This window comes from Waltera intestinalis, assembly GCF_009695995.1.
GTDB lineage: Bacteria > Bacillota > Clostridia > Lachnospirales > Lachnospiraceae > Acetatifactor > Acetatifactor intestinalis.
Window position 1 is genome coordinate 67,737 of the sequence record NZ_VUMU01000004.1, and the last position, 22,413, is coordinate 90,149.

General features: G+C 48.6%; 20 protein-coding genes and 8 tRNA genes. 1 reads left to right on the top strand and 27 read right to left on the bottom strand.

Features of this window, described 5'->3' with window-relative positions:
* Positions 1–134: 134 nt before the first annotated feature.
* The 6 genes from FYJ59_RS05070 to FYJ59_RS05095 form a co-directional block, all read right to left on the bottom strand.
* Complete coding sequence (locus FYJ59_RS05070) at positions 135–1,970, bottom strand: S8 family peptidase (protein ID WP_235897925.1); 1,836 nt, start codon at positions 1,968–1,970, stop codon at positions 135–137.
* 90 nt (positions 1,971–2,060) lie between these two features.
* The gene (locus FYJ59_RS05075) at positions 2,061–2,471 is read right to left on the bottom strand and encodes a bacteriohemerythrin (RefSeq protein WP_154495692.1); all 411 of its coding nucleotides are present in this window, start codon (positions 2,469–2,471) and stop codon (positions 2,061–2,063) included.
* Positions 2,472–2,611: 140 nt separating this feature from the next.
* Complete coding sequence (locus FYJ59_RS05080) at positions 2,612–3,937, bottom strand: M18 family aminopeptidase (RefSeq protein ID WP_154495694.1); 1,326 nt, start codon at positions 3,935–3,937, stop codon at positions 2,612–2,614.
* 48 nt (positions 3,938–3,985) lie between these two features.
* A complete protein-coding gene (locus tag FYJ59_RS05085; RefSeq protein WP_022154116.1) occupies positions 3,986–4,927 on the bottom strand; it encodes a GDP-L-fucose synthase family protein in 942 nt (313 codons plus the stop codon).
* Positions 4,928–4,960: 33 nt separating this feature from the next.
* Positions 4,961–6,016, bottom strand: a complete 1,056-nt coding sequence (gmd, locus tag FYJ59_RS05090; RefSeq protein WP_022154117.1) for a GDP-mannose 4,6-dehydratase — start codon at positions 6,014–6,016, stop codon at positions 4,961–4,963.
* A 28-nt stretch (positions 6,017–6,044) separates the two neighbouring features.
* Entirely contained in the window at positions 6,045–6,596 is a 552-nt protein-coding gene (locus tag FYJ59_RS05095; RefSeq protein ID WP_154495696.1) for a DJ-1 family glyoxalase III, read from the bottom strand.
* A 210-nt stretch (positions 6,597–6,806) separates the two neighbouring features.
* Here FYJ59_RS05095 and FYJ59_RS05100 point away from each other — a divergent pair, with 210 nt between their 5' ends.
* Positions 6,807–7,313: a CYTH domain-containing protein gene (locus FYJ59_RS05100; protein ID WP_154495698.1), complete on the top strand. Its 507-nt coding sequence runs from the start codon at positions 6,807–6,809 to the stop codon at positions 7,311–7,313.
* 44 nt (positions 7,314–7,357) lie between these two features.
* Here the strand turns inward: FYJ59_RS05100 and malQ are convergent, their stop codons facing one another.
* The 21 genes from malQ to FYJ59_RS05205 all read right to left on the bottom strand — a co-directional run bounded on the left by malQ (position 7,358) and on the right by FYJ59_RS05205 (position 22,312).
* Positions 7,358–8,854 carry a 4-alpha-glucanotransferase gene (malQ, locus tag FYJ59_RS05105; protein WP_154495700.1) on the bottom strand — a complete coding sequence of 499 codons (1,497 nt, stop codon included), beginning with the start codon at positions 8,852–8,854 and terminating at the stop codon, positions 7,358–7,360.
* A gap of 78 nt (positions 8,855–8,932) precedes the next feature.
* A tRNA-Val gene (locus FYJ59_RS05110) sits at positions 8,933–9,006 on the bottom strand.
* A gap of 68 nt (positions 9,007–9,074) precedes the next feature.
* A tRNA-Leu gene (locus FYJ59_RS05115) sits at positions 9,075–9,154 on the bottom strand.
* A gap of 53 nt (positions 9,155–9,207) precedes the next feature.
* Positions 9,208–10,578, bottom strand: coding sequence for an MATE family efflux transporter (locus FYJ59_RS05120; protein ID WP_154495702.1), 1,371 nt, complete (start codon positions 10,576–10,578; stop codon positions 9,208–9,210).
* Between the two features lie 91 nt (positions 10,579–10,669).
* Positions 10,670–10,742, bottom strand: a tRNA-Lys gene (locus tag FYJ59_RS05125).
* A 10-nt stretch (positions 10,743–10,752) separates the two neighbouring features.
* Positions 10,753–10,824 (bottom strand) — tRNA-Gln (locus FYJ59_RS05130).
* A 49-nt stretch (positions 10,825–10,873) separates the two neighbouring features.
* A tRNA-His gene (locus FYJ59_RS05135) sits at positions 10,874–10,947 on the bottom strand.
* 44 nt (positions 10,948–10,991) lie between these two features.
* Positions 10,992–11,065, bottom strand: a tRNA-Arg gene (locus FYJ59_RS05140).
* Positions 11,066–11,184: 119 nt separating this feature from the next.
* Positions 11,185–11,259, bottom strand: a tRNA-Pro gene (locus tag FYJ59_RS05145).
* A gap of 122 nt (positions 11,260–11,381) precedes the next feature.
* On the bottom strand, positions 11,382–11,861 hold the full coding sequence (locus FYJ59_RS05150) for a metallophosphoesterase family protein (protein ID WP_154495704.1): 480 nt from the start codon (positions 11,859–11,861) through the stop codon (positions 11,382–11,384).
* Positions 11,839–12,450, bottom strand: coding sequence for an XTP/dITP diphosphatase (locus FYJ59_RS05155; RefSeq protein WP_154495706.1), 612 nt, complete (start codon positions 12,448–12,450; stop codon positions 11,839–11,841). Before FYJ59_RS05155 ends, FYJ59_RS05150 begins: the two co-directional genes overlap by 23 nt.
* Positions 12,451–12,477: 27 nt before the next feature.
* Entirely contained in the window at positions 12,478–13,548 is a 1,071-nt protein-coding gene (locus FYJ59_RS05160) for an N-acetylmuramoyl-L-alanine amidase family protein (RefSeq protein WP_154495708.1), read from the bottom strand.
* Positions 13,549–13,554: 6 nt separating this feature from the next.
* Positions 13,555–14,706: a THUMP domain-containing class I SAM-dependent RNA methyltransferase gene (locus tag FYJ59_RS05165; RefSeq protein WP_118546581.1), complete on the bottom strand. Its 1,152-nt coding sequence runs from the start codon at positions 14,704–14,706 to the stop codon at positions 13,555–13,557.
* A gap of 106 nt (positions 14,707–14,812) precedes the next feature.
* Positions 14,813–14,977 (bottom strand): hypothetical protein, encoded by a 165-nt coding sequence (locus FYJ59_RS05170; RefSeq protein WP_022154245.1) that lies wholly within the window; start codon positions 14,975–14,977, stop codon positions 14,813–14,815.
* A gap of 248 nt (positions 14,978–15,225) precedes the next feature.
* Positions 15,226–15,726 carry a DUF1700 domain-containing protein gene (locus tag FYJ59_RS05175; RefSeq protein ID WP_154495710.1) on the bottom strand — a complete coding sequence of 167 codons (501 nt, stop codon included), beginning with the start codon at positions 15,724–15,726 and terminating at the stop codon, positions 15,226–15,228.
* Positions 15,727–15,866: 140 nt separating this feature from the next.
* Positions 15,867–15,940 (bottom strand) — tRNA-Arg (locus tag FYJ59_RS05180).
* 77 nt (positions 15,941–16,017) lie between these two features.
* Positions 16,018–16,308, bottom strand: a complete 291-nt coding sequence (locus tag FYJ59_RS05185; protein ID WP_118550422.1) for an HPr family phosphocarrier protein — start codon at positions 16,306–16,308, stop codon at positions 16,018–16,020.
* A gap of 110 nt (positions 16,309–16,418) precedes the next feature.
* Positions 16,419–17,345, bottom strand: a complete 927-nt coding sequence (gene pyrF, locus FYJ59_RS05190; protein ID WP_154495712.1) for an orotidine-5'-phosphate decarboxylase — start codon at positions 17,343–17,345, stop codon at positions 16,419–16,421.
* A gap of 126 nt (positions 17,346–17,471) precedes the next feature.
* Positions 17,472–19,865: a ribonucleoside triphosphate reductase gene (locus tag FYJ59_RS05195; RefSeq protein WP_154495714.1), complete on the bottom strand. Its 2,394-nt coding sequence runs from the start codon at positions 19,863–19,865 to the stop codon at positions 17,472–17,474.
* A 312-nt stretch (positions 19,866–20,177) separates the two neighbouring features.
* Positions 20,178–21,509, bottom strand: coding sequence for an MATE family efflux transporter (locus FYJ59_RS05200; protein WP_154495716.1), 1,332 nt, complete (start codon positions 21,507–21,509; stop codon positions 20,178–20,180).
* Positions 21,510–21,694: 185 nt separating this feature from the next.
* Entirely contained in the window at positions 21,695–22,312 is a 618-nt protein-coding gene (locus tag FYJ59_RS05205; protein WP_154495718.1) for a histidine phosphatase family protein, read from the bottom strand.
* Positions 22,313–22,413 lie beyond the last annotated feature (101 nt).

A 22,413-nucleotide genomic window follows, 5' to 3' on the forward strand; every position in this document is an offset into this window, starting at 1 on the left:
CAATGCGCCTTTTTACACAAATTGACCATTCATTTCTATACAATAGTAACAAAACAGTAGGATTATTGATGTTATTTCATCTGTTTTCCTTCATTCCGGTTCCGGAACTGTTTCCAATACGCAACTAATACCGTTCATTCTGTTGTTCCTGTCTGCGGCAGGCTGTCTGCCACACACAGCCTGCCATACCCCACCCGGTCGTTGGGATATTCCTTCTCTCCCCTTAAGGGTCTGGCACCTTTTCTGAGATATGCCTTGATTTTTTCGCCGTAGAGGAAGGGGTCATTTCCCTGCACGATCCCCCATTCCATCAGAAGCGCCGCGGCACCGCTGACAATCGGTGTGGCGAAAGAAGTTCCCGTAACAGGGAGAAAACTGCCATAAACATCCGGAGCCTGGATATTTACACCGGGAGCCACAAGATCCGGCTTGGTCAGTCCTGCTGCCGTCACACCGATGGTACGGGTGCTGTCGGCATAACCCCTGCCGGAGAAATCCGCATAGGTATCATAGACCGGATCGTAAGCCCCCACTGTGATCACCTTCGCTGCCGTGGAGGGAACCGTCAGTGTCATCTGCGGAGTGGAACGGTAAAAGCCAGTGCTGTCTCCCCTGCCGTTTCCCACCGGAAGATACAGATAATATTGTCCCGTTACGGTCATTACCGGCTCCAGCCGGATCGTCCATATCCCTGCGTCGATATAACCGCCTGTAACCGGGATCATCTCCAGATAGATCTCCTGCGCCACCGCATAGGGCAGGGGTTCTCCCAGATAGACCAGAATCCTTGTCTGCTCCAACCTAAGCGTATATTTCCCGCCCTGAATATTCGTGGTTAGCTCTGCCTCCTCACCTCCCGGAGATTGCAACCTTATCCGAAACACATCGCTGTAATTTTTCCACAGCTGGATATTCAGGCTTTTTTCATAATTTCCAACAGCCAGTTCTATACGGCTGTCCTTCGCTATATTCCCGGCGAAATGCCCTCTTGCCGCCCCTTCATTACCACTGCCCACACAGATCACGGTTTTGCCGATCTCGGAAGCATTGTCCAGAAAACGCTCCAGCAGAGAGCTTCCGTCATGGGATCCATAGCTGTTGCCAAAGCTTAGATTGATGACAAGTGGCATATTTAACTGCTGTGCTTTCCGCAGTGCATAGGTCACTCCACGCAGGATTTCGGTTGTTCGGGGGAATCCTTCTTCTGCGCCCACACTATTCCCCGGCAATCCCAGCTTCACCACAATCAGTTCCGCCTCGGGGGCCGCCCCGGTATAGAGACCACTTGCACTTTTCCCGGCGGCGATCCCTGCCACCGCGGTTCCATGTCCGGACAGGTCTCTGCTGGGAATCCGGCGGTAACGATCCAATGCAGGCATCTGTAATGCCGCATTTATTTCCTCCGCGGTATATTCCGTCCCAAAGGCAAATCCATCCGGCTTTTTTCCATATCCCACATTACCTGTTTTCTCCGGCACTGTCCGATCCTGTGGCAGCGTCCGATCCCTGAGGACTGTCTGGTCCCATAGATACCGTATCCTCGTACTGCCATCTGCCTTCCGGAACACCTCCTGATCCCAGGTGATCCCGGAATCCAGTACAGCCAAAAGAACGCCCCTTCCATTCAGAAAAGGCGTTCTCATAGTGACCGGTGGAAAACAGGATGTCCCCGCAGGATCCGTCTGTCCATAATAAAACCGCTTGGGTTTTTCCACATACTCGATCTCCGGGATATCCGATACCGTATCCACCAGTGCCTCCGGCACCGTAAGGATCGCATATCCGGCGATCAGTTCCTCCACCACAATATTCTGTTCCCGCAGTCTGTCCAGACTGCCGTGATATTTTACGATCAGCTCCCAGCTACGGGTCTCTGCGCTGTAGCCGACATTCAGACTCTCCGTCTGTTCCCGTTCTTCCTCCGGGGTCTCTAATGCAAGGTTCAGGATGTTTTCCAGCTTCTGGTCCATCAGAATTTCCGTCCTTGGTCCTGTATTTCCTACATCGTATGCAGGCGATACAAAACTATTCACGAAAGCCCGGAGTAATCTTCCACTCTTCTACGCTTCCTTCGGGATCTGTCCGTCCACATGCAGGATATGGTTGATCAGCCAGTCCGTCAGGTAATTCAGAATATCCATGATCTGTTCATCCTGTTCCGCCCGATCACCTTCATCCTTCTCATGCTGATCTATAAACTCATCCAGTTTGTTAATAAATTCCTGATGCTGAATCTTCTGGGTAAAAATCTTTTTGTACTGGATGGATTCCATATACGCTTCTTCATCTGTAAAATGTTTTACGGTATAATCACGCAGTTTTTCCAGAATTGCATCGATCTTGTCATACTTATCCGGTGTAAACTCCTCCTGCAGCAGCTCGTAAGCCTCATTGGCATAGTCAAACAGCTGCTTATGCTCCTGATCGATCATATCAATTCCAATATAGTATTCCGGTTTCATTTCAAACATAACTTCAACCTTCTTTCGGATCCTTTTTGGATCATTTCTTGATTCTTTCTTTGAATCTTTTTTGCATTCTAACTATGCACTTTTCAGCCAAAGTTTTCAATGCTTTTTATACTTTTTTAATGATTTCCCGGGATAATTCATCATTCGCCCCAGAATTCCTTCAGCGCCCGCACTGCATATTCTGTATCCATCATGCCCGCAGTCTCCACCGCGGAATGCATGGCCAGCTGGGGCAGTCCGATGTCCACACTGGACACCGATACATGAGCCGTGGAAATATTACCGAGAGTGGAACCACCTGCGATATCCGAACGGTTGGCATAGGTCTGGTAAGGCACCTTTGCCCGTTCACAGTAATCCTTCATTTTTGCAGCTGAGATACCATCTGTAGTATATTTCTGGCTTCCGTGGAATTTGATAACAATTCCACCGTTTAAGTAAGGTCTGTTCGTAGGATCCGCCTTCTCCGGATGGTTGGGATGTACCGCATGGGCATTGTCCGCAGAGATCAGGAAGCTATCCGCGATCCAGCGCAGATACGTGCTGTGATCTGCCAAAAGCCCCTCCGTAATTCTGTCCAACGTATCCGCAAGGAACGTGGAATCTGCACCCTGTCTGGTACCGCTTCCCACCTCTTCATTATCAAATACCGCGCAGATATTGATATATTCCGCAGGTGTACTCTCCGTAAAAGCTTTGGTCAGCGCAAAGGCGCTCTGCAGATCATCCAGTCTCGGAGCCAGGACAAATTCACCCTTTGCTCCTAAGAATCTTCCTTCCTGTCTGGTATACAGGAACAGGTCTTCCCCGAGAATCGCTTCCGCATCCACCCCTGCGGCCTCTGCTGCCAGTCCAAGCAGCGCAGGCTTCTCCAGTGATCCGTCAGCGGTCTCAGATGCCCCTGCGGCATCGGTATCAAATGCTACATCCGCAAACAGTGGGAGCATATCTACCTGAGGATTGTACTCCACACCTTTGTTCATCTCCCGGTTCATATGGATCGCCACATTTGGGATCACGCAGAGATCCCGGTCAATATTGACCAGTCTGCTCTGGATGCCATCCGTTCCACGCACCGCTAGTCTGCCTGCTACGGAGAGCGGTCTGTCCATCCAGGTGGAAAGGATCATGCCGCCGTATTTCTCGGTATTCAGGCGCATATAGTGATCTTCTACCGTAAGTTCCGGTTTTTCCTTGACCTTAAAGCATGGGGAATCGCTATGTGCCGCTGCCATATGAAACCCTTTCACAGTTCCCGTAGGAACAGCAAAAGCGATCACAGAAGAATCATTGCGCTCCGTGTAATATTTTCCACCCTTCACAAGCTTCCATTCCTCGTTTTCCCGCAGTCTGACATATCCTGCCTCTTCCAGCATTGCTCCGATATTCGCAACCGCATGAAAACAGGTGGGGCTTTTCTCTATAAAATCCAGCATTTCTTTCGCTGTCTTCTGAAAATCATTCATGTTAATCGTCCAGTCCTTCCGCTGCCCACTACCGGCAGACACCTTTCCCTAGCGTTCCGCGCGCATGGGATTATTGAGGAAATCCTCATAGGTCAGGCGGATACCGTCTTCCAGCTCCGTCGTATAATGATAGCCGAGACTCTCCAGCTTGCTGACATCTAAAAGTTTTCTGGGGGTTCCGTCCGGCTTGCTGGGATCCCATTTGATCTCGCCGGTATAGCCTACGACCTTTGCCACCAGCTCTGTCAGCTCCCGAATGGTCAGTTCCTTGCCAGTTCCAAGATTCACGGTCTCATTGCCGCTGTAAGTATTCATCAGATAAACGCAGGCATCCGCCAGATCATCCACATAGAGGAACTCACGCAGGGGAGTTCCGGTACCCCAGCAGACCACTTCCTTCGCGCCGGACACCTTCGCCTCATGGAAACGGCGGATCAATGCCGGGAGCACATGGCTGTGAGTCGGATGATAGTTGTCGTTGGGTCCGTACAGGTTCGTCGGCATAACACTGATATAGTCGGTTCCGTACTGTCTGTTCAGAAACTCACAGTACTTCAGACCGGATATTTTCGCCAGTGCATAAGCCTCGTTGGTCTTCTCCAGTTCAGAAGTCAGCAGGCAGCTCTCCTTCATAGGTTGCGGTGCCATACGGGGATAGATGCAGCTGCTGCCCAGAAACATCAGCTTCTTGCAGCCGCTCTGCCACGCGGCATGGATCACATTCATCTCAAGGATCATGTTTTCATACATGAAATCCGCCAGTGCTTCGCTGTTCGCCATGATGCCGCCTACCTTCGCTGCTGCCAGGAATACATAATCCGGCTTTTCCTTTGCGAAAAATTCCTCTACCGCATCCTGTCTGCACAGATCCAGCTCCTTATGGGTGCGGGTGATGATGTTCGTATATCCGTTTCTCTCCAGTGCTCTGCAGATGGCACTTCCCACCATTCCTCTGTGTCCTGCTACGTATATTTTTGCGTCTTTTTCCATGATGTTGCTCTGCTTCCTCTCTGATCTATCCTATTATTTCTCAGTCTCCTGTAGCATGATCGCTTCCGCCTTAGCCAGCTTCAGATCGTGTTCTGCCATCAGACGGCACAGTTCCTCATAGCTTGTCTTCTGGGGATTCCATCCCAGCACCGTACGTGCCTTCTGCGGATCTCCCCACAGATCTACCACATCGGTAGGACGGTAAAAGGCTTCACTTACCTCCACGACCACCTTGCCATTGGCTTTGTTGATCCCTTTTTCATGAATGCCGCTTCCCTGCCATTCCAGTTCGATCCCGGCATAATGGAATGCCAGCGTGGTAAACTCTCTCACCGTATGCTGCACACCGGTTGCGATAACGAAATCCTCCGGCTTGTCATGCTGTAGCATCAGCCACATGCACTCCACATAATCCTTCGCATAGCCCCAGTCCCTCTTAGAATCCAGATTACCCAGGTAAAGCTTGTCCTGAATACCACAGGCGATCCTTCCGGCTGCCAGTGTGATCTTACGGGTCACAAAGTTCTCTCCGCGGCGCTCAGATTCATGGTTAAACAGGATACCATTCACTGCGAACATATTGTATGCATCCCGGTATTCCTTCACGATCCAGAAGCCGTACTGTTTTGCCACCGCATAGGGGCTGTAGGGATGGAACGGTGTATTCTCGTTCTGCGGCACTTCTTCCACTCTTCCGTACAGTTCGGAAGTAGATGCCTGATAGATGCGGCAGGTCTCGGTCAGTCCTACGATACGTACCGCCTCTAAGATACGCAGCACGCCCAGCGCATCCACATCACCCGCATATTCCGGTGCTTCGAAGCTCACCTGCACATGGCTCTGTGCTCCCAGATTATAGATCTCATCCGGACGCACTTCTCCGATGATCCGCACCAAACTGGAGGAATCCGACAGATCCCCCCCGTGAAGAACAATTTTATTCTCCCGGATCAGATGATCGATACGTCCTGTGTTGCTGATGGAGGATCTGCGGATCAGTCCGTGCACCTCATAGCCTTTTTCCAAAAGGAACTCTGCCAGATAGGAGCCGTCCTGTCCGGTAATTCCCGTAATTAACGCTTTTTTCATTCTCTGTCCTCGTCTTTCTCACGCCTGTTTACGGCTGATATACAATGCCGTGTGCGCAGGCATCTGCCTTATTCTGTCCGCAGAACACGCCTGCGATCGCCAGTCCGAAAGGAATGGAGGTTCCCATACCTCTGGAAGTGATCACATTCCCGTCAATCTCTACCGGTCCCGCAGTCACTGCCGCGCCTTCCAGATGGTCTTCAAAGCAGGGATAGGAGCAGGCTCTTTTTCCCTGTAAGATGCCTCTGTGCCCGAATATGCTCGGTGCCGCACAGATTGCCGCGATGTATTTTCCTGCTGCGTAAAAAGCATCGACCTGCTGCATCAGTACTTCACATGCCTCCAGATTCTTCGTACCCTGTCCGCCACCGGGAAGCACCAGACAATCATATTCCTCAAAATCCACCTGCGACAGTGTCATATCCGCTGTCACCGGGATCTTATGTGATCCCATCACTTGTTTTTCTTCCGTAATGGACACCATATCAATGGTCAGGCCGCATCTGCGGCAGATATCCACTACCGTCAGACCTTCTATTTCTTCAAACCCATTTGCCAGAAAAATTGCTATCTTACTCATGGTTTTCCCTCGCTTTCCGTTTTGTTTCCTGTCTCATCTGCAAGTCATACACTCTGACTTTGCACAGTTATGATTAGTATACACAATTTGGAGGCGTAATTCAATTCCCATGGGCAGATATTTGTAGATTTCACTGTATTTTCAAGGGAAATCATGTTATACTAAAGAAGTATTTTTAAGTCTTAATTACAGAAGCGAGGCATTAATACTATGGAAATCGAGCGAAAGTTTACCCTGAAATCCTTACCTGATAATCTGGAAAGCTATCCTTCTCATCATATCGAGCAGGTATATCTGAATTATAATCCTGTGGTCAGAGCCAGAAAACAGGATGATGAGTATTATCTTACCTACAAAGGCAGCGGCATGATGGCCAGAGACGAGAGCAATCTTCCGCTGAACGAAGTATCTTATTATCATTTACGGGAAAAAGCTGACGGCAGCGTGATCTCCAAGAGACGCTATCTGATTCCTCTACAGCATCCCGGATTCAAAGAAGGCTTTCCCACTCCTCCCGCAGATTATTCCCTGACCATCGAGCTGGATGTTTTTGACGCCCCCTTCGCCCCTCTGATCATGGCAGAAGTGGAGTTCGGAAGTAAAGAAGCAGCAGAGGCATTTGTCCCTCCCGCATGGTTTGACAAAGATGTGACTTACTGCAAGGAATACCACAATTCCTATCTGGCACTGGAGCTGCATCACGCACCGGAAGCATAGCATCCCAAAAAAGCAATACGGAAGGCTTAACGCCTTCCGTATTTTTATAATCGTGCATATAATTTTGCCATTTTATAAATCTTCTTCGCAAGCTTCAGATCCAACGCATCCTTGTCCATACGCCATTTCCAGTTGCATCCCAACGTGGAGGGAATATTGATCCTGGCACTGCTGTCCAGCTCCAGATAATCCTGCATGGGAATGATGGCGGTATCCGCGCAGCTGGACAATGCCGCCCGGACGATCTCAAAGCAGAGCTTTTTATCATTCTTATGTCCCAGATACTTCTTCGCGAACTTCTTATCCTTCTCCGGCATGTTCTGCAGAAATCCTACCGTAGTATCGTTGTCATGGGTTCCTGTATAGACCACACAGTTTTTATCATAGTTGTGAGGCAGATATTCACTGTCATTTCCCGCATCAAAAGCAAACTGCAGGATCTTCATTCCCGGGTAACCTGTCTTCTTCACCAGACGGATCACGCTGGGGGTCAGGAATCCGAGATCCTCCGCGATGACCTTCTTTTTGCCCAGTTTCTTCTTCATCACAGCAAACAATTCATAGCCCGGTCCCTTCTCCCAGTGACCGTTCTGTGCCGTAGGATCTCCGTAAGGCACGAACCAGTACTCGTCGAATCCCCGGAAATGGTCGATACGGAGCACATCGTATAACTGATAGCAATATGCAATACGCTGCATCCACCATTCATAACCGGTCTTCTTATGATATTTCCAATCATAGAGCGGATTGCCCCACAACTGTCCGGTCTCCGAGAAGCAGTCCGGCGGGCAGCCTGCCACACCGGTGGGACGACCTTCCCTGTCTAACTGGAACAGCTTCGGATTCGCCCAGGTATCGGCACTGTCAAAAGCTACATAGATAGGAATATCTCCTACGATCTCTATGCCCTTTTTATTCGCATAAGTCTTCAGTTCTTTCCACTGTTTTGCAAACAGGTACTGTTGGAAGCAGTAAAATGCGATCTCATCCGAGAGCTTTTTGCGGTACTTGCGTAGCGCTGCCGCTTTTCTGAGACGGATATCCTCGTCCCATTCCATAAAGCAGACGCCGCCGAATGCATTTTTTACTGCCATATACAGGGCATAATCATCCAGCCAATAGGCATTGTCCGTGATGAACTTCTGATATTCCGGTGCTTCCATAAGTCCCTGTTTTTTCGCATTCTCAAATGCGATCTTCAGGACTTTGAACCGGGACAGATAGATCTTCTCATAGTCCACGTAATGTTCATTGTCTCCGAAGTCATAACCGTCACAGATCTCCTTCGTCAAAAGCCCTTCTTCGATCAGAAGCTCCAGATCGATATAGTAAGGGTTCCCCGCAAAAGTGGAAAGCGACTGATAAGGAGAGTCTCCGTATCCGGTAGGTCCGAGCGGCAGGATCTGCCACAACCTGTTGCCGGACTTCTCCAGAAAATCCACAAAACGATAGCTTTCCCTGCCAAAGGTTCCGATCCCATATGCGGAAGGGATACTGGATACCGGCAGTAAAATTCCCTGTTTTCTTACGTTTTCTTTCATTGCTTTTGTATTCCTTTGATTTGATTAAAAAAATAACTATCCAGTACTTTGCCGTCGCTCTGAATAGTTACTAAAAAATGGAAGCAAGGGGGCTCGAACCCCTGACCTTTCGCGTGTGAGGCGAACGCTCATCCCGGCTGAGCTATGCTTCCGGGTACTGCAGCAATCTTCTGCCATCCTTATTATAGCACCGGCATTCGGAATTGCAAGTACTAACAAATGCGGTTAGTGGGATTTGAACCCACACGGGTAACCACTGGCACCTAAAACCAGCGCGTCTGCCAATTCCGCCATAACCGCTTACATGTCCACAAAAGAACACGCCTAATTATACTCTGCCACCCTTAAACTTGTCAAGCATCCTGCACGACTGGCTCTCCGATATGACAGATGACTTTCCGGTAGATTCTTACCAAGAAATACGATGTTAACAGCACACTGGCTAACTCCGCAATGGGAAATGCCCACCAGATCAACGTTACTTCGCCACTCATGGACAACAGCTTTGCCACCGGGAGCAGCACACACATCTGTCTGGCCACAGATACGATCATACTGTAGACACCATTCCCCAATGCCTGGAATACACTTCCCGCCACAATACAGAACCCGGCGAACACAAAGCTCAACGAAATGGTCTCCAGGGCAGGCGTTCCGATGGCGATCAGACTCTCCTCCGCATCAAACATGCGCATAAGCTGAGCCGGGAAAATATGCATCGCAAGTAATCCCACGAACATAATACCCACGCCATATGCCACACTGTGCTTGATCGTCTTAATTACACGGTCTTTATGACCGGCACCGTAATTATAGGCAATGATAGGCACCATTCCGTTATTCAGGCCAAATACCGGCATAAATACAAAACTCTGAAGTTTAAAATAAATACCAAATACCGTCTGCGCGGAACCGAATGCCGCCAGGATGAGATTCATACCGTAAGTCATCAGAGAACCGATGGCCTGTACAACTATGGAAGGCGCTCCCACCTTATAGATCTGTACAATCAGATGTCCGTTCGGTCGAAATCCTTTCATGGAAATATTCAGTTCCCGATTACATTTCAGATTAAATACCAGAGCAAGAATTGCAGCTATGATCTGCCCGATAACGGTAGCCACCGCCGCACCGGCGATCCCCATCCGGGGCATTCCGAAATAGCCGAAGATCAGGATCGGATCCAGAATAATATTAATTACCGCCCCGGTTCCCTGCGTGATCATGGTATAGAAAGTCTTACCGGTAGCCTGTAACAATCTCTCAAAGGTCGTCTGGAGAAAAATACCCATTCCCGCCACACAACAGATCGTCAGATACGTCACTCCGTACTCTCGTACTTCTAAGACTTCCGTCTGGCTGGCAAAAAAGGGGCGGCTCACCAGCAGACCGATCACCGCAAAAGCCACGTAGCTTGCAATCGCAAGAAAAATACCGTTTCTGGCAATGATATCAGCTTTCTCAAAATCCTTCTCTCCAAGAGTCTTGGACAGAAACGCATTGATACCCACTGCCGTTCCCACTGCTACGGCGATCATCAGGCTCTGGATCGGGAATGCCAGGGATACCGCACGAAGTGCGTATTCATTGATCCTGGAGACGAAGATGCTGTCCACGATATTGTACAGTGCCTGCACCAGCATGGAGATCATCATAGGCAGGGACATAGAGATCAGTAATTTGTCAATGGGCATGACACCCATTTTGTTTTCTTTGGTCTGCATAAATGTGCTCCTTTCGCATAAAAAAAAGCCCCAAGCGGGGTTTTTGAGAATTGGAAAATGTTGTATGTTGTCAGGATATCGTAACATCAAGTGAGGCATGGGGGATTCGAACCCCCGACAACTTGATTAAAAGTCAAGTGCTCTACCGACTGAGCTAATACCCCATAATAAAAACAGGGCTAGCTGGATTCGAACCAGCGAATGCAGCAGTCAAAGTGCTGTGCCTTACCGCTTGGCGATAGCCCTATAAATATGACACCAAGCGTGCCATTACGACACTTCACTAATGAAAAAGGGTGGATAAAGGGATTCGAACCCTTGGCCTCCAGAGCCACAATCTGGCGCGCTAACCAACTGCGCTATACCCACCATGCGAGACAGTGATGGTCAATTAAGTCCTTCCTTATCTCAAATGTGCTCGAAGGGATTCGAACCCCCGACCCACGGCTTAGAAGGCCGTTGCTCTATCCAGCTGAGCTACGAACACATATCTGTCAGTCATCTGCATTAGCAAACCGACGAAGCATATTGTAACTTATCCGACATCATTTGTCAACAGTTTTGTACTAATTTTTTGAAAAATAAACACAAAACTCAAGTTACGCATCGGGGTGACAGGATTCGAACCTGCGACCCCCTGGTCCCAAACCAGGTGCTCTAGCCAAACTGAGCCACACCCCGAGGCTGCGTCACATCGGAACCTCCGACAACGCAGGTGTAATTATAACCTAGTTTTTTTCTATCTGTCAAGAGAAAAGTTGCAGAACTCCTACGTCTGTACTACGTGTTTTACACCGGAACCATTATCGCAGATATGCAATGGTAAAATGTACTTTTTCCTCTCTATCGATCTCCATAATGGCATAAGACGGCTGACGTCCTTCCTGTCTTGGATAAGACAGGCTTCCGGGATTCACCGCAATGATATCGTCATCGATATCGATCACCGGGCGGTGTGTATGTCCATACAATACAATATCCACACCACGATCAATGGCTTCTTTTTTGATCGTCTCATTCCCCATGGAGACATAATAATTATGTCCATGAGTCACCCATACCTTATAGGGTCCAATATTCAGAGTGATCTCTCTGGGCAGATCCGAAAAAAAATCGTTATTCCCCAGCACAATATATACCGGGCATTTTGCAGCAGCAGACAGGGCATACTCACTCCCCTCCGCATCACCGCAGTGGATCACCATATCCGGATGATGCATTTCCAACACTTTGAAATAATTCTCGTTCTTTTTATGGGTGTCACTTACGATCAATATTTTCATATTTCTTAAGTTCCTCTTTCATCAGCTGCAGCGCTTTTCCTCTGTGGCTGACCTGATTCTTCTCTTCTTCTGTAAGTTCCGCGGTTGTCTTTCCGAACTCCGGTACATAGAAAATGGGGTCATATCCGAATCCGTTCTTCCCTTTTTCACCATATCCGATCCTGCCCTCAATCGCAGCGCGGGTCGTCAGTTCTCTTCCGTCCGGTAATACAGCGGCAATGGCACATACGAATCTGGCTGTCCGTTGTTCCTCCGGCACCCCTTCCAGTCTCTGGATCAGATTTGCGTTTTTCACAGAATAAGGAGTATCCTCTCCCAGATATCTTGCAGAGTATATCCCCGGTTCCTTATTCAGATAGTCAATCTCCAGTCCGGAGTCATCCGCCATGACGATGTCATTCGTAAACGCCGCCACCGCTCTGGCCTTGATCAAAGCATTTTCCTCGTAGGTTTTTCCGTTCTCGTCAATATCTGCCATAATCCCCGCATCTTTCATGGATACCACCTCCATTCCGGTGTCCTCCATGATCATTCGGATCTCTTTGATCTTACCGGCATTACCGGTTGCAAATACGATTCTTCCCTGCATATTCCACTCCTCACCGCATATGATCCATCATTGCGTATTAGTATAAACCTCGTTAATAGCTTCCGCAATACCTTGTGCAAGCTTTTTTTGATAGTCTTCCTGTATCAGCAGTTGTCTCTCAGCAGTGTTCGTCACATACCCCAGAGAGATTCTGGCTGACGGGATTGCGATCTCCCACAGGACATCTTCCTCTGTTGCCGGGAAAAGTCCCACTGCCCGATTGCTGGCCGCCACCGTAACCTGCCTTGTAACGCAATCGGCCCACTGAAGGTTGCCGAACTCCGGAATATAATATTCATCATTATATTCTCCGCTGATCCCATAGGCCGACGTATTCTCCGGATCTGACGACAATCCGATCTCCAGATACAGATCTGCTCCAACCCAGTCGGCGAACTGCCTTCTTGCCTCTTTCGTAACATCGATATCCTCTGTACGGGTAAGATATACCTTCACCTGCCGGTCTTCCATCAGCTGGGCTGTCTGTCTGGCAACACTGAGTGCCACTTCTTTTTCCTGACAGCCGGAAGCCGTCACACCGAGATCTCTGCCGCCTCCCACAGGATCCAATACCACGATCCTGTCATAGAGTTCCTTGGGGCTGACATAATCGACCCATAAGTATCCTTCTTCCAGAGTACTGTGATATTCCAGCACTTCCCGCATCGAAAGTCTCAGCAGCACACCTTCGTTCTGTGCTTCGCAGATTCCTTTTTCCACGGGATTCAGATCTCCTGTGATCCTCTGTTCCTTATAGAATGCTTTTCTTCCGTTTTCTATATAGATCCAGAGTTCCTTCTCCATGTAATGGTTCTCCACCATTACATTCTCCGCCTTCGTCCCCGATTCCAGTGGTATACAGATCTGTCTGTCGGCTTTTTGATCCGTCTGCATGGGCAGCTGCATCTCTCCGGTCTGTTCCGTCCGGTATTCCGGGACCAGTTCTCCCTGCTCCTGGCTTCGTGCGGAAATCACCACCGTCTTGTGCGCCGCTGTCCATAGCATTGCTACCATGGAAAATGTTCCCAACAGGAGCCAGAGGACCAATGTCACCTTCCTATTTTGTTTTTGGTCTCTGATTTGCAATCGTTTTTTCATGAAAGGTTATATTTCTCTTCTCTTCGGCGGCTTCGGTCCCAAAAACTGGTAATAATAGGTTTTCATCATTCCGTTATATATCTTCCTGTTCTTGTCTGCTTTCCGTCCGATATCTTTCTCTGCCTGCTCGTAAGCAGTGATCAGATACATGCTCCAGGAGTCCAGTTCACGAAAACGTTCCCCTATGGTACGGTAAAGTGCCGGCATCTGGCTCTTATCCTGCAATCGTTCTCCGTAGGGCGGATTAGTTATAATGAATCCATACTTTTTCGGATGATGAAGATCTTCCACGCCTCTTCTCTGAAAATGGATCAGCTTATCCACACCGGCCATACGCGCATTTTCCCGGGCTATTTTTACCATATCCTCATCAATATCATATCCCTGGATATCCGTCTCCACTGACAGGTCTACCATCTCTTCCGCTTCATCGCAGGTATCATACCATATTTTCTTTCCTACAATATGTGGCCATTCTTCTGCCGTAAAGCTCCGGTTCCTGCCGGGGGCCATATTGGCCGCCATCATGGCTGCTTCTATCGGAAACGTACCGCTTCCACAAAAAGGATCCACCAGGATCCTTCCTCCGTTCCAGGGAGTCAGCATGATCAGCGATGCTGCCAGGTTCTCCGCAATGGGCGCTTTTGCCGTCAGCTTCCGGTATCCTCTCTTATGCAGGGATTCTCCGGTACTGTCCAGTCCCACCGTTACTTCGTCTTTCATAAGGAACACTCTGACCGGAAAGCTTGCACCATCCTCCGGGAACCAGGAGATTTCATATTGTGATTTCAACCGGTCCACCATGGCTTTTTTCATAATAGACTGGATATCCGAAGGACTGAATAATTTGGACTTTACGCTGGCCGCTTTTGCTACCCAGAACTTACCGTCCTTAGGAATGTAATCTTCCCAGGGCAGACTTTTCGTTCCCTGAAACAGTTCCTCAAATGTCTCTGCGTGAAAGTTTCCGATCTTGATCAGAATTCTCTCCGCTGTGCGCAGAAAAATATTAGCTCTGCATAAAGCTTCTTCATCACCGAAAAAAGTCACACGGCCATCTGCCACATCCGTAATATCATATCCGAGATCTGTAATCTCTCTCTTAAGCACCGATTCCATGCCGAAATGGCAGGGAGCGATCAATTCAAAACGTCTCATTCGTTCCTCCGTATCTCAATCAAACATAGGAACATTATATATGCATTCCAAAAATATGTAAATAGGGGCGTTCCTGCGAACGCCCCTGACTTCTTATGCACAAAAACTAGCAGTTCTTATTCTGCTCCTTATTCTCGCTCTGATCCCTATTCTGGTTCTTACTCTGATTCTTGTTCTGATTCTTACTGCTCTGCTTATTCTGAGAGTTCTGGTTCTCGCCATAAGAGTTACTATACTTGTTCTCGTTGTTCTGATCGTAATTATTAGACATATCTGTGACCTCCTAACAGGATTTTTAGTTACAGGAGTAGTATGTCTATTTTTCACAAAAATATGCTTTTTAATTTATGGTACTTTAGAACCAATTTTTATCTTGCATTTTTGTGACATTAGTACTATAATCATAAATGTGAATAGAAGAACCCTTCATGATTCTATTTGCACCCTTATGTATTATTTATACTCCCCTCAAAAGAGCCATCAGCTTCCCCCTGATGGCTCTTTTATTATCGTTATTTATCAGTTCAGCCAGTCTCGAAACAGTTTTACCAAAAACAGTACTACCAGAATCGGGATCAATACCGGTGCCAGGAAGGATAGTACTGAAAATACCGCGCTGATCACCAATACCACCACAAGGATCCCCAGAATAATCCAGACCCAGTCCGGCAGCTTCGCTAATACATCTGCCATTTTACTCCGATGGGTGCCATATTCGCCATTACCGTCTCCGTTATAACTGTGATGTACCGTCGATCCTGCCGCTTCTCTGTATTCTCCGTTTCCATAGACGGTATTACGATAGCCGGACCGATTATCACCACCATTGGTCTGAATGATCGTACGCGCAATCAGTCTCGGATCTCCCAGGCTCTCCAGTACTTCCTCTTCCGTACGGCCCTTCCGGATCTCCGTATTAATATAGTCTTCGTAATAATTGACATTATCCATAACCAAGCCGGGGGACACACGTCCGTTCAGTGCCATCCGCAGCCGGTCTATAAAATCCTGTTTGTTCATACTAATACAGCTTCCTCCATTTACCTCATTATTTTAGCATGACATAAGTACTGCGTAAATATACGGAGCGGGAAGTAATTCTAAAACTTTTCTAAAATAAAACACAAAAGCCCCGGAGACATCATCTCCGGGGCCTTAGATGTACGTGACAGGATTCGAACCCACGACCTTCTGGTCCGTAGCCAGACGCTCTATCCAGCTGAGCTACACGTACATTCACAGGTTTTCGCCTGCAACAGTATGTATTTTAACTGCTGCAGGTGAAAATGTCAATAGAATTTTTTAATTTTTTCAAACAATTTTATTTTCAGCAGATTTTTCCGATGCCGGTACAACTTTCGCATCATACTTTTCCAGAATAGCCTGCTTGAACTCTTCGTAATTATCCTCATCATCGTAGCAGGCGTATTCAATCTCCAGCGGTTCCTCCGTCTTCATCAGAAGCATTCCCAAAAGAGACTTCGCATCCATTGCGGTCTTCTGAATACGGATATCGATCGCATCATCGAATTCATTGCAGGTATCCACAAAATGTCTGATTTCATCCTCCGAATGGAAGGTAATATATAGTTTTTCTCTCATCCTTCGTTCTCCCATCTGTCCGCTTGCGGACACCCCATACCTTTGTATATTATGCCATCAAACGCATAAGCCTATCCCCACGCGCCGGTCAAACGTGGAGATGCGCGTCTTTAGCGTGCTGCCAGTGCCTGTGCGATATCCTCACGCATATCCAGCACGGCCGCGCGGGAAGCATCTGCATAATTTTGCTCACCGAACTGTGCATACTTCTCCTGCTGGTATGCAGCAATGATGCCACGGGAGGAGTTGATGATGGCACCCAGTCCGTCTTCATTGAAGAAGTGTACCAGATCTGCGCCCTTGCCGCCCTGTGCACCGTAACCGGGCACCAGGATAAATGCCTTGGGCATTACCTTACGAAGTACCTTTCCCTGCTCAGGATAGGTTGCACCTACCACAGCACCTACATAGCTGTAGGAATCGCCCATGCAATCAGCTCCCCAGGCTGCAACCTTTTCTCCTACCAGCTCATACAGCGGTCTGCCATTAATTAACTGATCCTGAAATTCGCCGCTACTGGGATTGGAAGTCTTCACCAGTACAAAAATGCCCTTTTTCTCTTCCTTACAGATCTTCACAAAAGGGTTCACACCGTCGGATCCCAGATAAGGGTTCACGGTCACGAAATCCTCATCAAAACCGTAATAGCTCCTGCTACCTACCTGTACTTTTCCCAGATGTCCTACTGCATATGCTTCGGAAGTGGATCCGATATCACCACGTTTGATATCGCCGATGACGATCAGACCTTTTCCTTTACAATAATCCACGGTCTTTTTAAATGCCACCATACCGGGAATGCCGAACTGCTCATACATTGCTACCTGAGGCTTCACAGCGGGTACCAGATCATAAATTGCATCCACAATACCCTTGTTATACTGCCAGATTGCTTCTGCAGCACCTTCCAGGGTCTCACCATACTCAGCGAAAACCGCCTTTTTAATATATTCCGGCACAAATTTCATCATAGGATCCAGTCCTACCACGATCGGTGCGTTGGTTTCTTTGATTCGAGTGATCAGTTTGTTGATCATATTTCCTCCGTTCTGCAATCATTTTCATTGCATTTTATTTTCTCAATTGTGTAAATTCCCTCTGCGGTGTATCTGTAATGACCGTAGAAAAGGCACCGCCTTCGGGCGATGCCTCCTGACCTGTTTCTATTCTACCCCAACTAATGTCAGTTGGTCAACGTACTTCTTGATATTTGAAGCATTTACATATTTTTTATGGCTGTCGCCGTTTACTACCACCAGTGTCGGTGCCTGCATTACGCCGTAACGTCTTGCCAACTCCATGTTCTCCTCCGCATCGATGGTCACGTAGGGCACATTTTTCAGATATTCCTTCACCAGCTTGCAGTTCGGGCAGGTCTTGGTCGTGAACAGATACTTGATATCCTGCGGCTGCTCCACCTTCACTTCCACGTCCTCCGCAAAATTGGACAGCGTTACCACACTTCTGGTGGGACGCTTTAAGGAAGAATGGTCAATGTCATACTCCGTTCTGTTGGCATATTCCTGTAACTTACCATCATTCCAGTTCTGCACCGGACGATAGTAACCGGTGATTCGGCTGTACACCTCGGTCTTCGCCCCACAATGAGGACATACCTTCACCTCTCCAGCCAGATAACCGTGTTCCTTACAGATGGAATAGGTCGGCGACAGCGTATAATATGGCAGCTTGTAATTGGAAGCGATTGTCCGCACCAGGGAAGCCGCTGCTTTCCAGTCGGGAAGCTTCTCTCCCAGGAACGCATGGAACACCGTGCCTGAAGTATACAGGGTCTGCAATTCATCCTGAATATCCAGTGCATCGAAAATATCCACAGTATAGTCCACCGGCAGATGGGAAGAGTTCGTATAGTAAGGAGTATCTCCGGGCTTTCCTGCCGTCTTGATACCGGGCCAGCGCTTTCTGTCGTGCTTGGCCAGACGGTATGTGGTACTCTCCGCAGGAGTCGCTTCCAGATTGTAAAGGTCTCCGTACTGCTCCTGATAATCCGACAGGCGCTCTCTCATATGATTCAGTACTTCCTTGGTAAACTCCTGAGTTCTCGGATCGCTCATATCCGCTCTCAGCCAGTTGGCATTTAAGCCCACCTCGTTCATGCCGATCAGACCAATGGTGGAAAAATGATTCTCAAAGGTGCCCAGATACCGCTTAGTATAAGGATACAGTCCCTCATTTAACAGCTTTGTAATGACACCGCGCTTGATCTTCAGGGATCTTGCAGCAATATCCATCATATGATTCAGTCTTGCGTAGAATTCGTCCTTATTGGCAGACAGATATGCGATCCTGGGCATATTGATGGTGACAACACCCACGCTTCCGGTGCTCTCGCCGGAACCGAAGAAGCCTCCGGTCTTCTTACGCAGTTCCCGTAGATCCAGACGCAGTCTGCAGCACATACTGCGGACATCGCTGGGCTGCATGTCGGAATTGATATAATTGGAAAAATACGGTGTACCGTATTTTGCGGTCATCTCGAATAACAGTCTGTTGTTCTCGGTGTCGGACCAGTCAAAATCCTTCGTGATGGAATACGTCGGAATCGGATACTGGAAACCGCGGCCGTTGGAGTCGCCCTCGATCATGGTCTCGATGAATGCCTTGTTGACCATATCCATTTCCTTTTTACAATCCTTGTATTTGAAATCCATCTCCACGCCGCCTACCAGTGCCGGCAGTTCTGCCAGGTCATCGGGTACCGTCCAGTCCAGTGTAATATTGGAAAAAGGGGCCTGGGTACCCCAGCGGCTGGGCGTATTCACACCGTAGATAAATGCTTCGATGCATTTTTTCACTTCAGGATAGCTTAAATGATCTACTTTCACAAAGGGGGCAAGGTAGGTATCAAAGGAGGAAAAAGCCTGTGCTCCCGCCCATTCGTTCTGCATGATCCCCAAAAAGTTCACCATCTGATTACACAGTACGGATAAGTGTCTCGCCGGTGCAGAAGTGATCTTGCCGGTGATGCCGCCCAGTCCTTCCTTGATCAGTTGCTTTAAGGACCATCCCGCGCAGTAACCGGTCAGCATGGACAGATCATGGATATGGATATCCGCATTGCGGTGTGCCTCGGCGATCTCTTCGTCGTAGATTTCGGACAGCCAGTAGTTCGCCGTTACCGCACCGGAATTGCTTAAGATCAGACCACCTACGGAATAAGTCACCGTGGAGTTCTCCTTCACTCGCCAGTCCTCGACTTTGACATAGCTGTTGACCACATCCTTGTAGTCCAGGATCGTGGATTTCATGGTACGCATCTTCTCGCGCTGCTTGCGATACAGAATATACGCCTTCGCCACTTCCTCATAGCCGGCCTGTCCCAGTACACGCTCCACACTGTCCTGGATATCTTCTACATGGATCTCATCATTTTCCACCTTTTTCTGGAAATCTGCGGTCACACGTAACGCAAGAAGATCAATAATGTCATTATTATAGCTCATCTGCGTCGCAGTAAAAGCCTTCATAATGGCATCATTGATCTTCGTCAGTGTAAAGTCTGCTTTGGAACCATCTCGTTTGATCACCTGAAACATCTTATGTACCCCCTTAATCTCATGTCCCCATGGCTTGTGCCCATAAAACCTATTACAGTCTATTCTACAACACTTTGTGGTGGAAGTCAATCTTAGGATACAAGATATTGTGTATACATCAGTTCACCCGTCGATTTGTGCGGAGACGGCTTTACGCTCGCGTAAGGAGCCGGCTCTGTGCAAATCGACGAGGGAGCGCCATCTCATGAGCAAAAGCAGCTGCGAAGCAGCGAAAAGCCTCGAAGAGGCGTTTTTGCGAATGGCGCGGGGTGAACGGCCGCAAGCGCGAATGGCGCGGAGTGAACGGCCGCTTTACGCTCTCTTCCACACCTTCCGGTACAGCACATACGCCACCATCGCGGTCACGCTCTCCGTGCAGACAAACGCCCACCATACACCGGTGACACCGATGAGGCGGCTTAAGACAAATGCCGCAGGAATGATCACCGCCACATACCGCATCACAGAGATCACCAGGGAAGCCATACCCTGTCCAAGTGCCTCCAGGGCTCCGGAGCTGGTCACCGACACAGCGGACAGAATAAAGCCCAGACTGATGATATGCAGTGCCATGATACCGATGGTGATGGTCTCCGGATTCTCAGTAAACAGTCCGATCAGCCCTCCGGGGATCAGCCAACACAGTGCCGTACCGGCAGCCATGATCCCGGCCGTCAGTTCCAATGTCAGACGGTAGATCTGCTCCACACGCTTTCTCTCTCCGGCACCATAATTGTAGCCGATCAAGGGGCGGATGCCCTGAATGATACCATTGGAAGGCAGGTAAATAAAGGTCTGTAACTTATAATAAACCCCTAGCACCAGCACATACCCCTGGGAATATGCTGCCAGAATGCTGTTCAACGCGGAGATCAACAGAGAAGGCAGGGCCATATTCAGGGTCGCCGGGATGCCGATACCATAAGTCTTGCCGCAGATCTCCCCTTCCGGGCGCAGATATTTTTTATGAAGCTTCACCGGCAAAGGATCCGCCACATAATAGATGAGATATACCAGTAACGTGATCACCTGTCCGATGCCGGTGGCAAGCGCCGCTCCGGCGATCTCCATCCGGGGAAAAGGTCCGATGCCAAAGATCAACAGCGGATCCAGTACAATATTCGTTACAAATCCGGCGATCATGCTGACCATGGTAGCCCGCATCCGGCCTACCGCCTGGAATATTTTCTCCAGTGTGATGCCTCCGGTCACAATGGCAGAAAACAGGAACACGACATTGGAATATTCCATGCCCAGTGCCCGCACCGTATCACTCTTCGTAAACATTCCCAAAAATAAGTTCATTCCGCAGAGGAACAGGACCATGAGCAGCACACCGTGCAATACGCCCAGCACCATGCCCTGAGTTGCCGTCTTATCCGCTTTTTCCTGATTCTGTGCTCCCAGATAGAAGGAAATCATGGCATTAACACCCACGCCGAAGCCCACCGCCACAGCAGTCAGCAGGTTCTGTGCCGGATAGACCAGGGAAAGTGCTGTCATGGCATCCTCACTGAGTTTCGCCACGAAATAGCTGTCCACAATGTTATAGAGGGAATTGAATGCCATGGAAAGCATCATGGGAAGTGCCATGGACATCACAAGGGGAAATATTTTCTTTTCTTTCATATAAGTCTGGTTCATTTTCTGCTCCTTATACAACAAACGCCACACAACATTTCTGCTGTGTGGCGAAAATAAGATCAAAATCTTGAAAAATCCACTGCCCTTACGGGTTTTGTAATCGAGATTTACTTTGTTCCAGTGCGTATTATAGGGAAAAAATCTCTGTCTGTCAAGCCAACACACCTAAAATTTCAGCAAACCCTTCACAACAGCTTGCTCTTCGCATTGGCACTCTTGCTATCCGTATATTCCAGCATGGACAGTTTTCCATTTGTACAGTCGAAAATCGCAGTAGCACAGTTGCCCATATGCACCCGCCAGAAATCATCGACAGGAATATTCAGAACAGGATTCAGAATACTGCGGTTCACTCCTCCGTGAGCCACCACCAACACAGTCTCATATGTACCTTCTAATGGCAGCAATACCTGATCTACGAATTCGCCGCTTCTTTTATACAGTTGTGCAAAACTTTCCGCTCCCGCGGGGGGAATGTAGCTGCCCGGGTTGGTAAAAGGCTGGCTGGCAGCATCCTTGATGGTCCGGATATCCACGCCTTCCCAGGGTCCGAAATTCAGTTCTCTGAGTCTTTCGTCTGTGGTTAGGGTGATCTTCCGGTCGCCTATGATGATCTCTGCCGTGCGCTTCGCCCGGATCAATGGTGAACAAAATGCAATTTCAAACGGAACCTCCTTTAACCGCTCCGCCGCGTCGTGGGCCTGCTCCAATCCCTGGGCATTAAGCGCAATATCCGTCTGCCCCTGCAAAAGTCCTGCCTGATTCCAGTCCGTCTCACCGTGTCTTACCAAATAGATCTTCATGTATTTGTATCCTCACAACTTCCGATAGTATTTCTGTTACAAAATACTACTGTTTTCTCTGCTTTGTCAATCGTATCGTCTTAAGTGTCGAAAAAAGAAAG

What these genes read in the sequence shown, in the direction of transcription:
- FYJ59_RS05070 (WP_235897925.1), bottom strand. Translation starts at nt 1,970, where the DNA reads ATGGACCAGAAGCTGGAAAACATCCTGAACCTTGCATTAGAGACCCCG.
- FYJ59_RS05075 (WP_154495692.1), bottom strand. Translation starts at nt 2,471, where the DNA reads ATGTTTGAAATGAAACCGGAATACTATATTGGAATTGATATGATCGAT.
- FYJ59_RS05080 (WP_154495694.1), bottom strand. Translation starts at nt 3,937, where the DNA reads ATGAATGATTTTCAGAAGACAGCGAAAGAAATGCTGGATTTTATAGAG.
- FYJ59_RS05085 (WP_022154116.1), bottom strand. Translation starts at nt 4,927, where the DNA reads ATGGAAAAAGACGCAAAAATATACGTAGCAGGACACAGAGGAATGGTG.
- gmd (WP_022154117.1), bottom strand. Translation starts at nt 6,016, where the DNA reads ATGAAAAAAGCGTTAATTACGGGAATTACCGGACAGGACGGCTCCTAT.
- FYJ59_RS05095 (WP_154495696.1), bottom strand. Translation starts at nt 6,596, where the DNA reads ATGAGTAAGATAGCAATTTTTCTGGCAAATGGGTTTGAAGAAATAGAA.
- FYJ59_RS05100 (WP_154495698.1), top strand. Translation starts at nt 6,807, where the DNA reads ATGGAAATCGAGCGAAAGTTTACCCTGAAATCCTTACCTGATAATCTG.
- malQ (WP_154495700.1), bottom strand. Translation starts at nt 8,854, where the DNA reads ATGAAAGAAAACGTAAGAAAACAGGGAATTTTACTGCCGGTATCCAGT.
- FYJ59_RS05120 (WP_154495702.1), bottom strand. Translation starts at nt 10,578, where the DNA reads ATGCAGACCAAAGAAAACAAAATGGGTGTCATGCCCATTGACAAATTA.
- FYJ59_RS05150 (WP_154495704.1), bottom strand. Translation starts at nt 11,861, where the DNA reads ATGAAAATATTGATCGTAAGTGACACCCATAAAAAGAACGAGAATTAT.
- FYJ59_RS05155 (WP_154495706.1), bottom strand. Translation starts at nt 12,450, where the DNA reads ATGCAGGGAAGAATCGTATTTGCAACCGGTAATGCCGGTAAGATCAAA.
- FYJ59_RS05160 (WP_154495708.1), bottom strand. Translation starts at nt 13,548, where the DNA reads ATGAAAAAACGATTGCAAATCAGAGACCAAAAACAAAATAGGAAGGTG.
- FYJ59_RS05165 (WP_118546581.1), bottom strand. Translation starts at nt 14,706, where the DNA reads ATGAGACGTTTTGAATTGATCGCTCCCTGCCATTTCGGCATGGAATCG.
- FYJ59_RS05170 (WP_022154245.1), bottom strand. Translation starts at nt 14,977, where the DNA reads ATGTCTAATAATTACGATCAGAACAACGAGAACAAGTATAGTAACTCT.
- FYJ59_RS05175 (WP_154495710.1), bottom strand. Translation starts at nt 15,726, where the DNA reads ATGAACAAACAGGATTTTATAGACCGGCTGCGGATGGCACTGAACGGA.
- FYJ59_RS05185 (WP_118550422.1), bottom strand. Translation starts at nt 16,308, where the DNA reads ATGAGAGAAAAACTATATATTACCTTCCATTCGGAGGATGAAATCAGA.
- pyrF (WP_154495712.1), bottom strand. Translation starts at nt 17,345, where the DNA reads ATGATCAACAAACTGATCACTCGAATCAAAGAAACCAACGCACCGATC.
- FYJ59_RS05195 (WP_154495714.1), bottom strand. Translation starts at nt 19,865, where the DNA reads ATGTTTCAGGTGATCAAACGAGATGGTTCCAAAGCAGACTTTACACTG.
- FYJ59_RS05200 (WP_154495716.1), bottom strand. Translation starts at nt 21,509, where the DNA reads ATGAACCAGACTTATATGAAAGAAAAGAAAATATTTCCCCTTGTGATG.
- FYJ59_RS05205 (WP_154495718.1), bottom strand. Translation starts at nt 22,312, where the DNA reads ATGAAGATCTATTTGGTAAGACACGGTGAGACGGACTGGAATCAGGCA.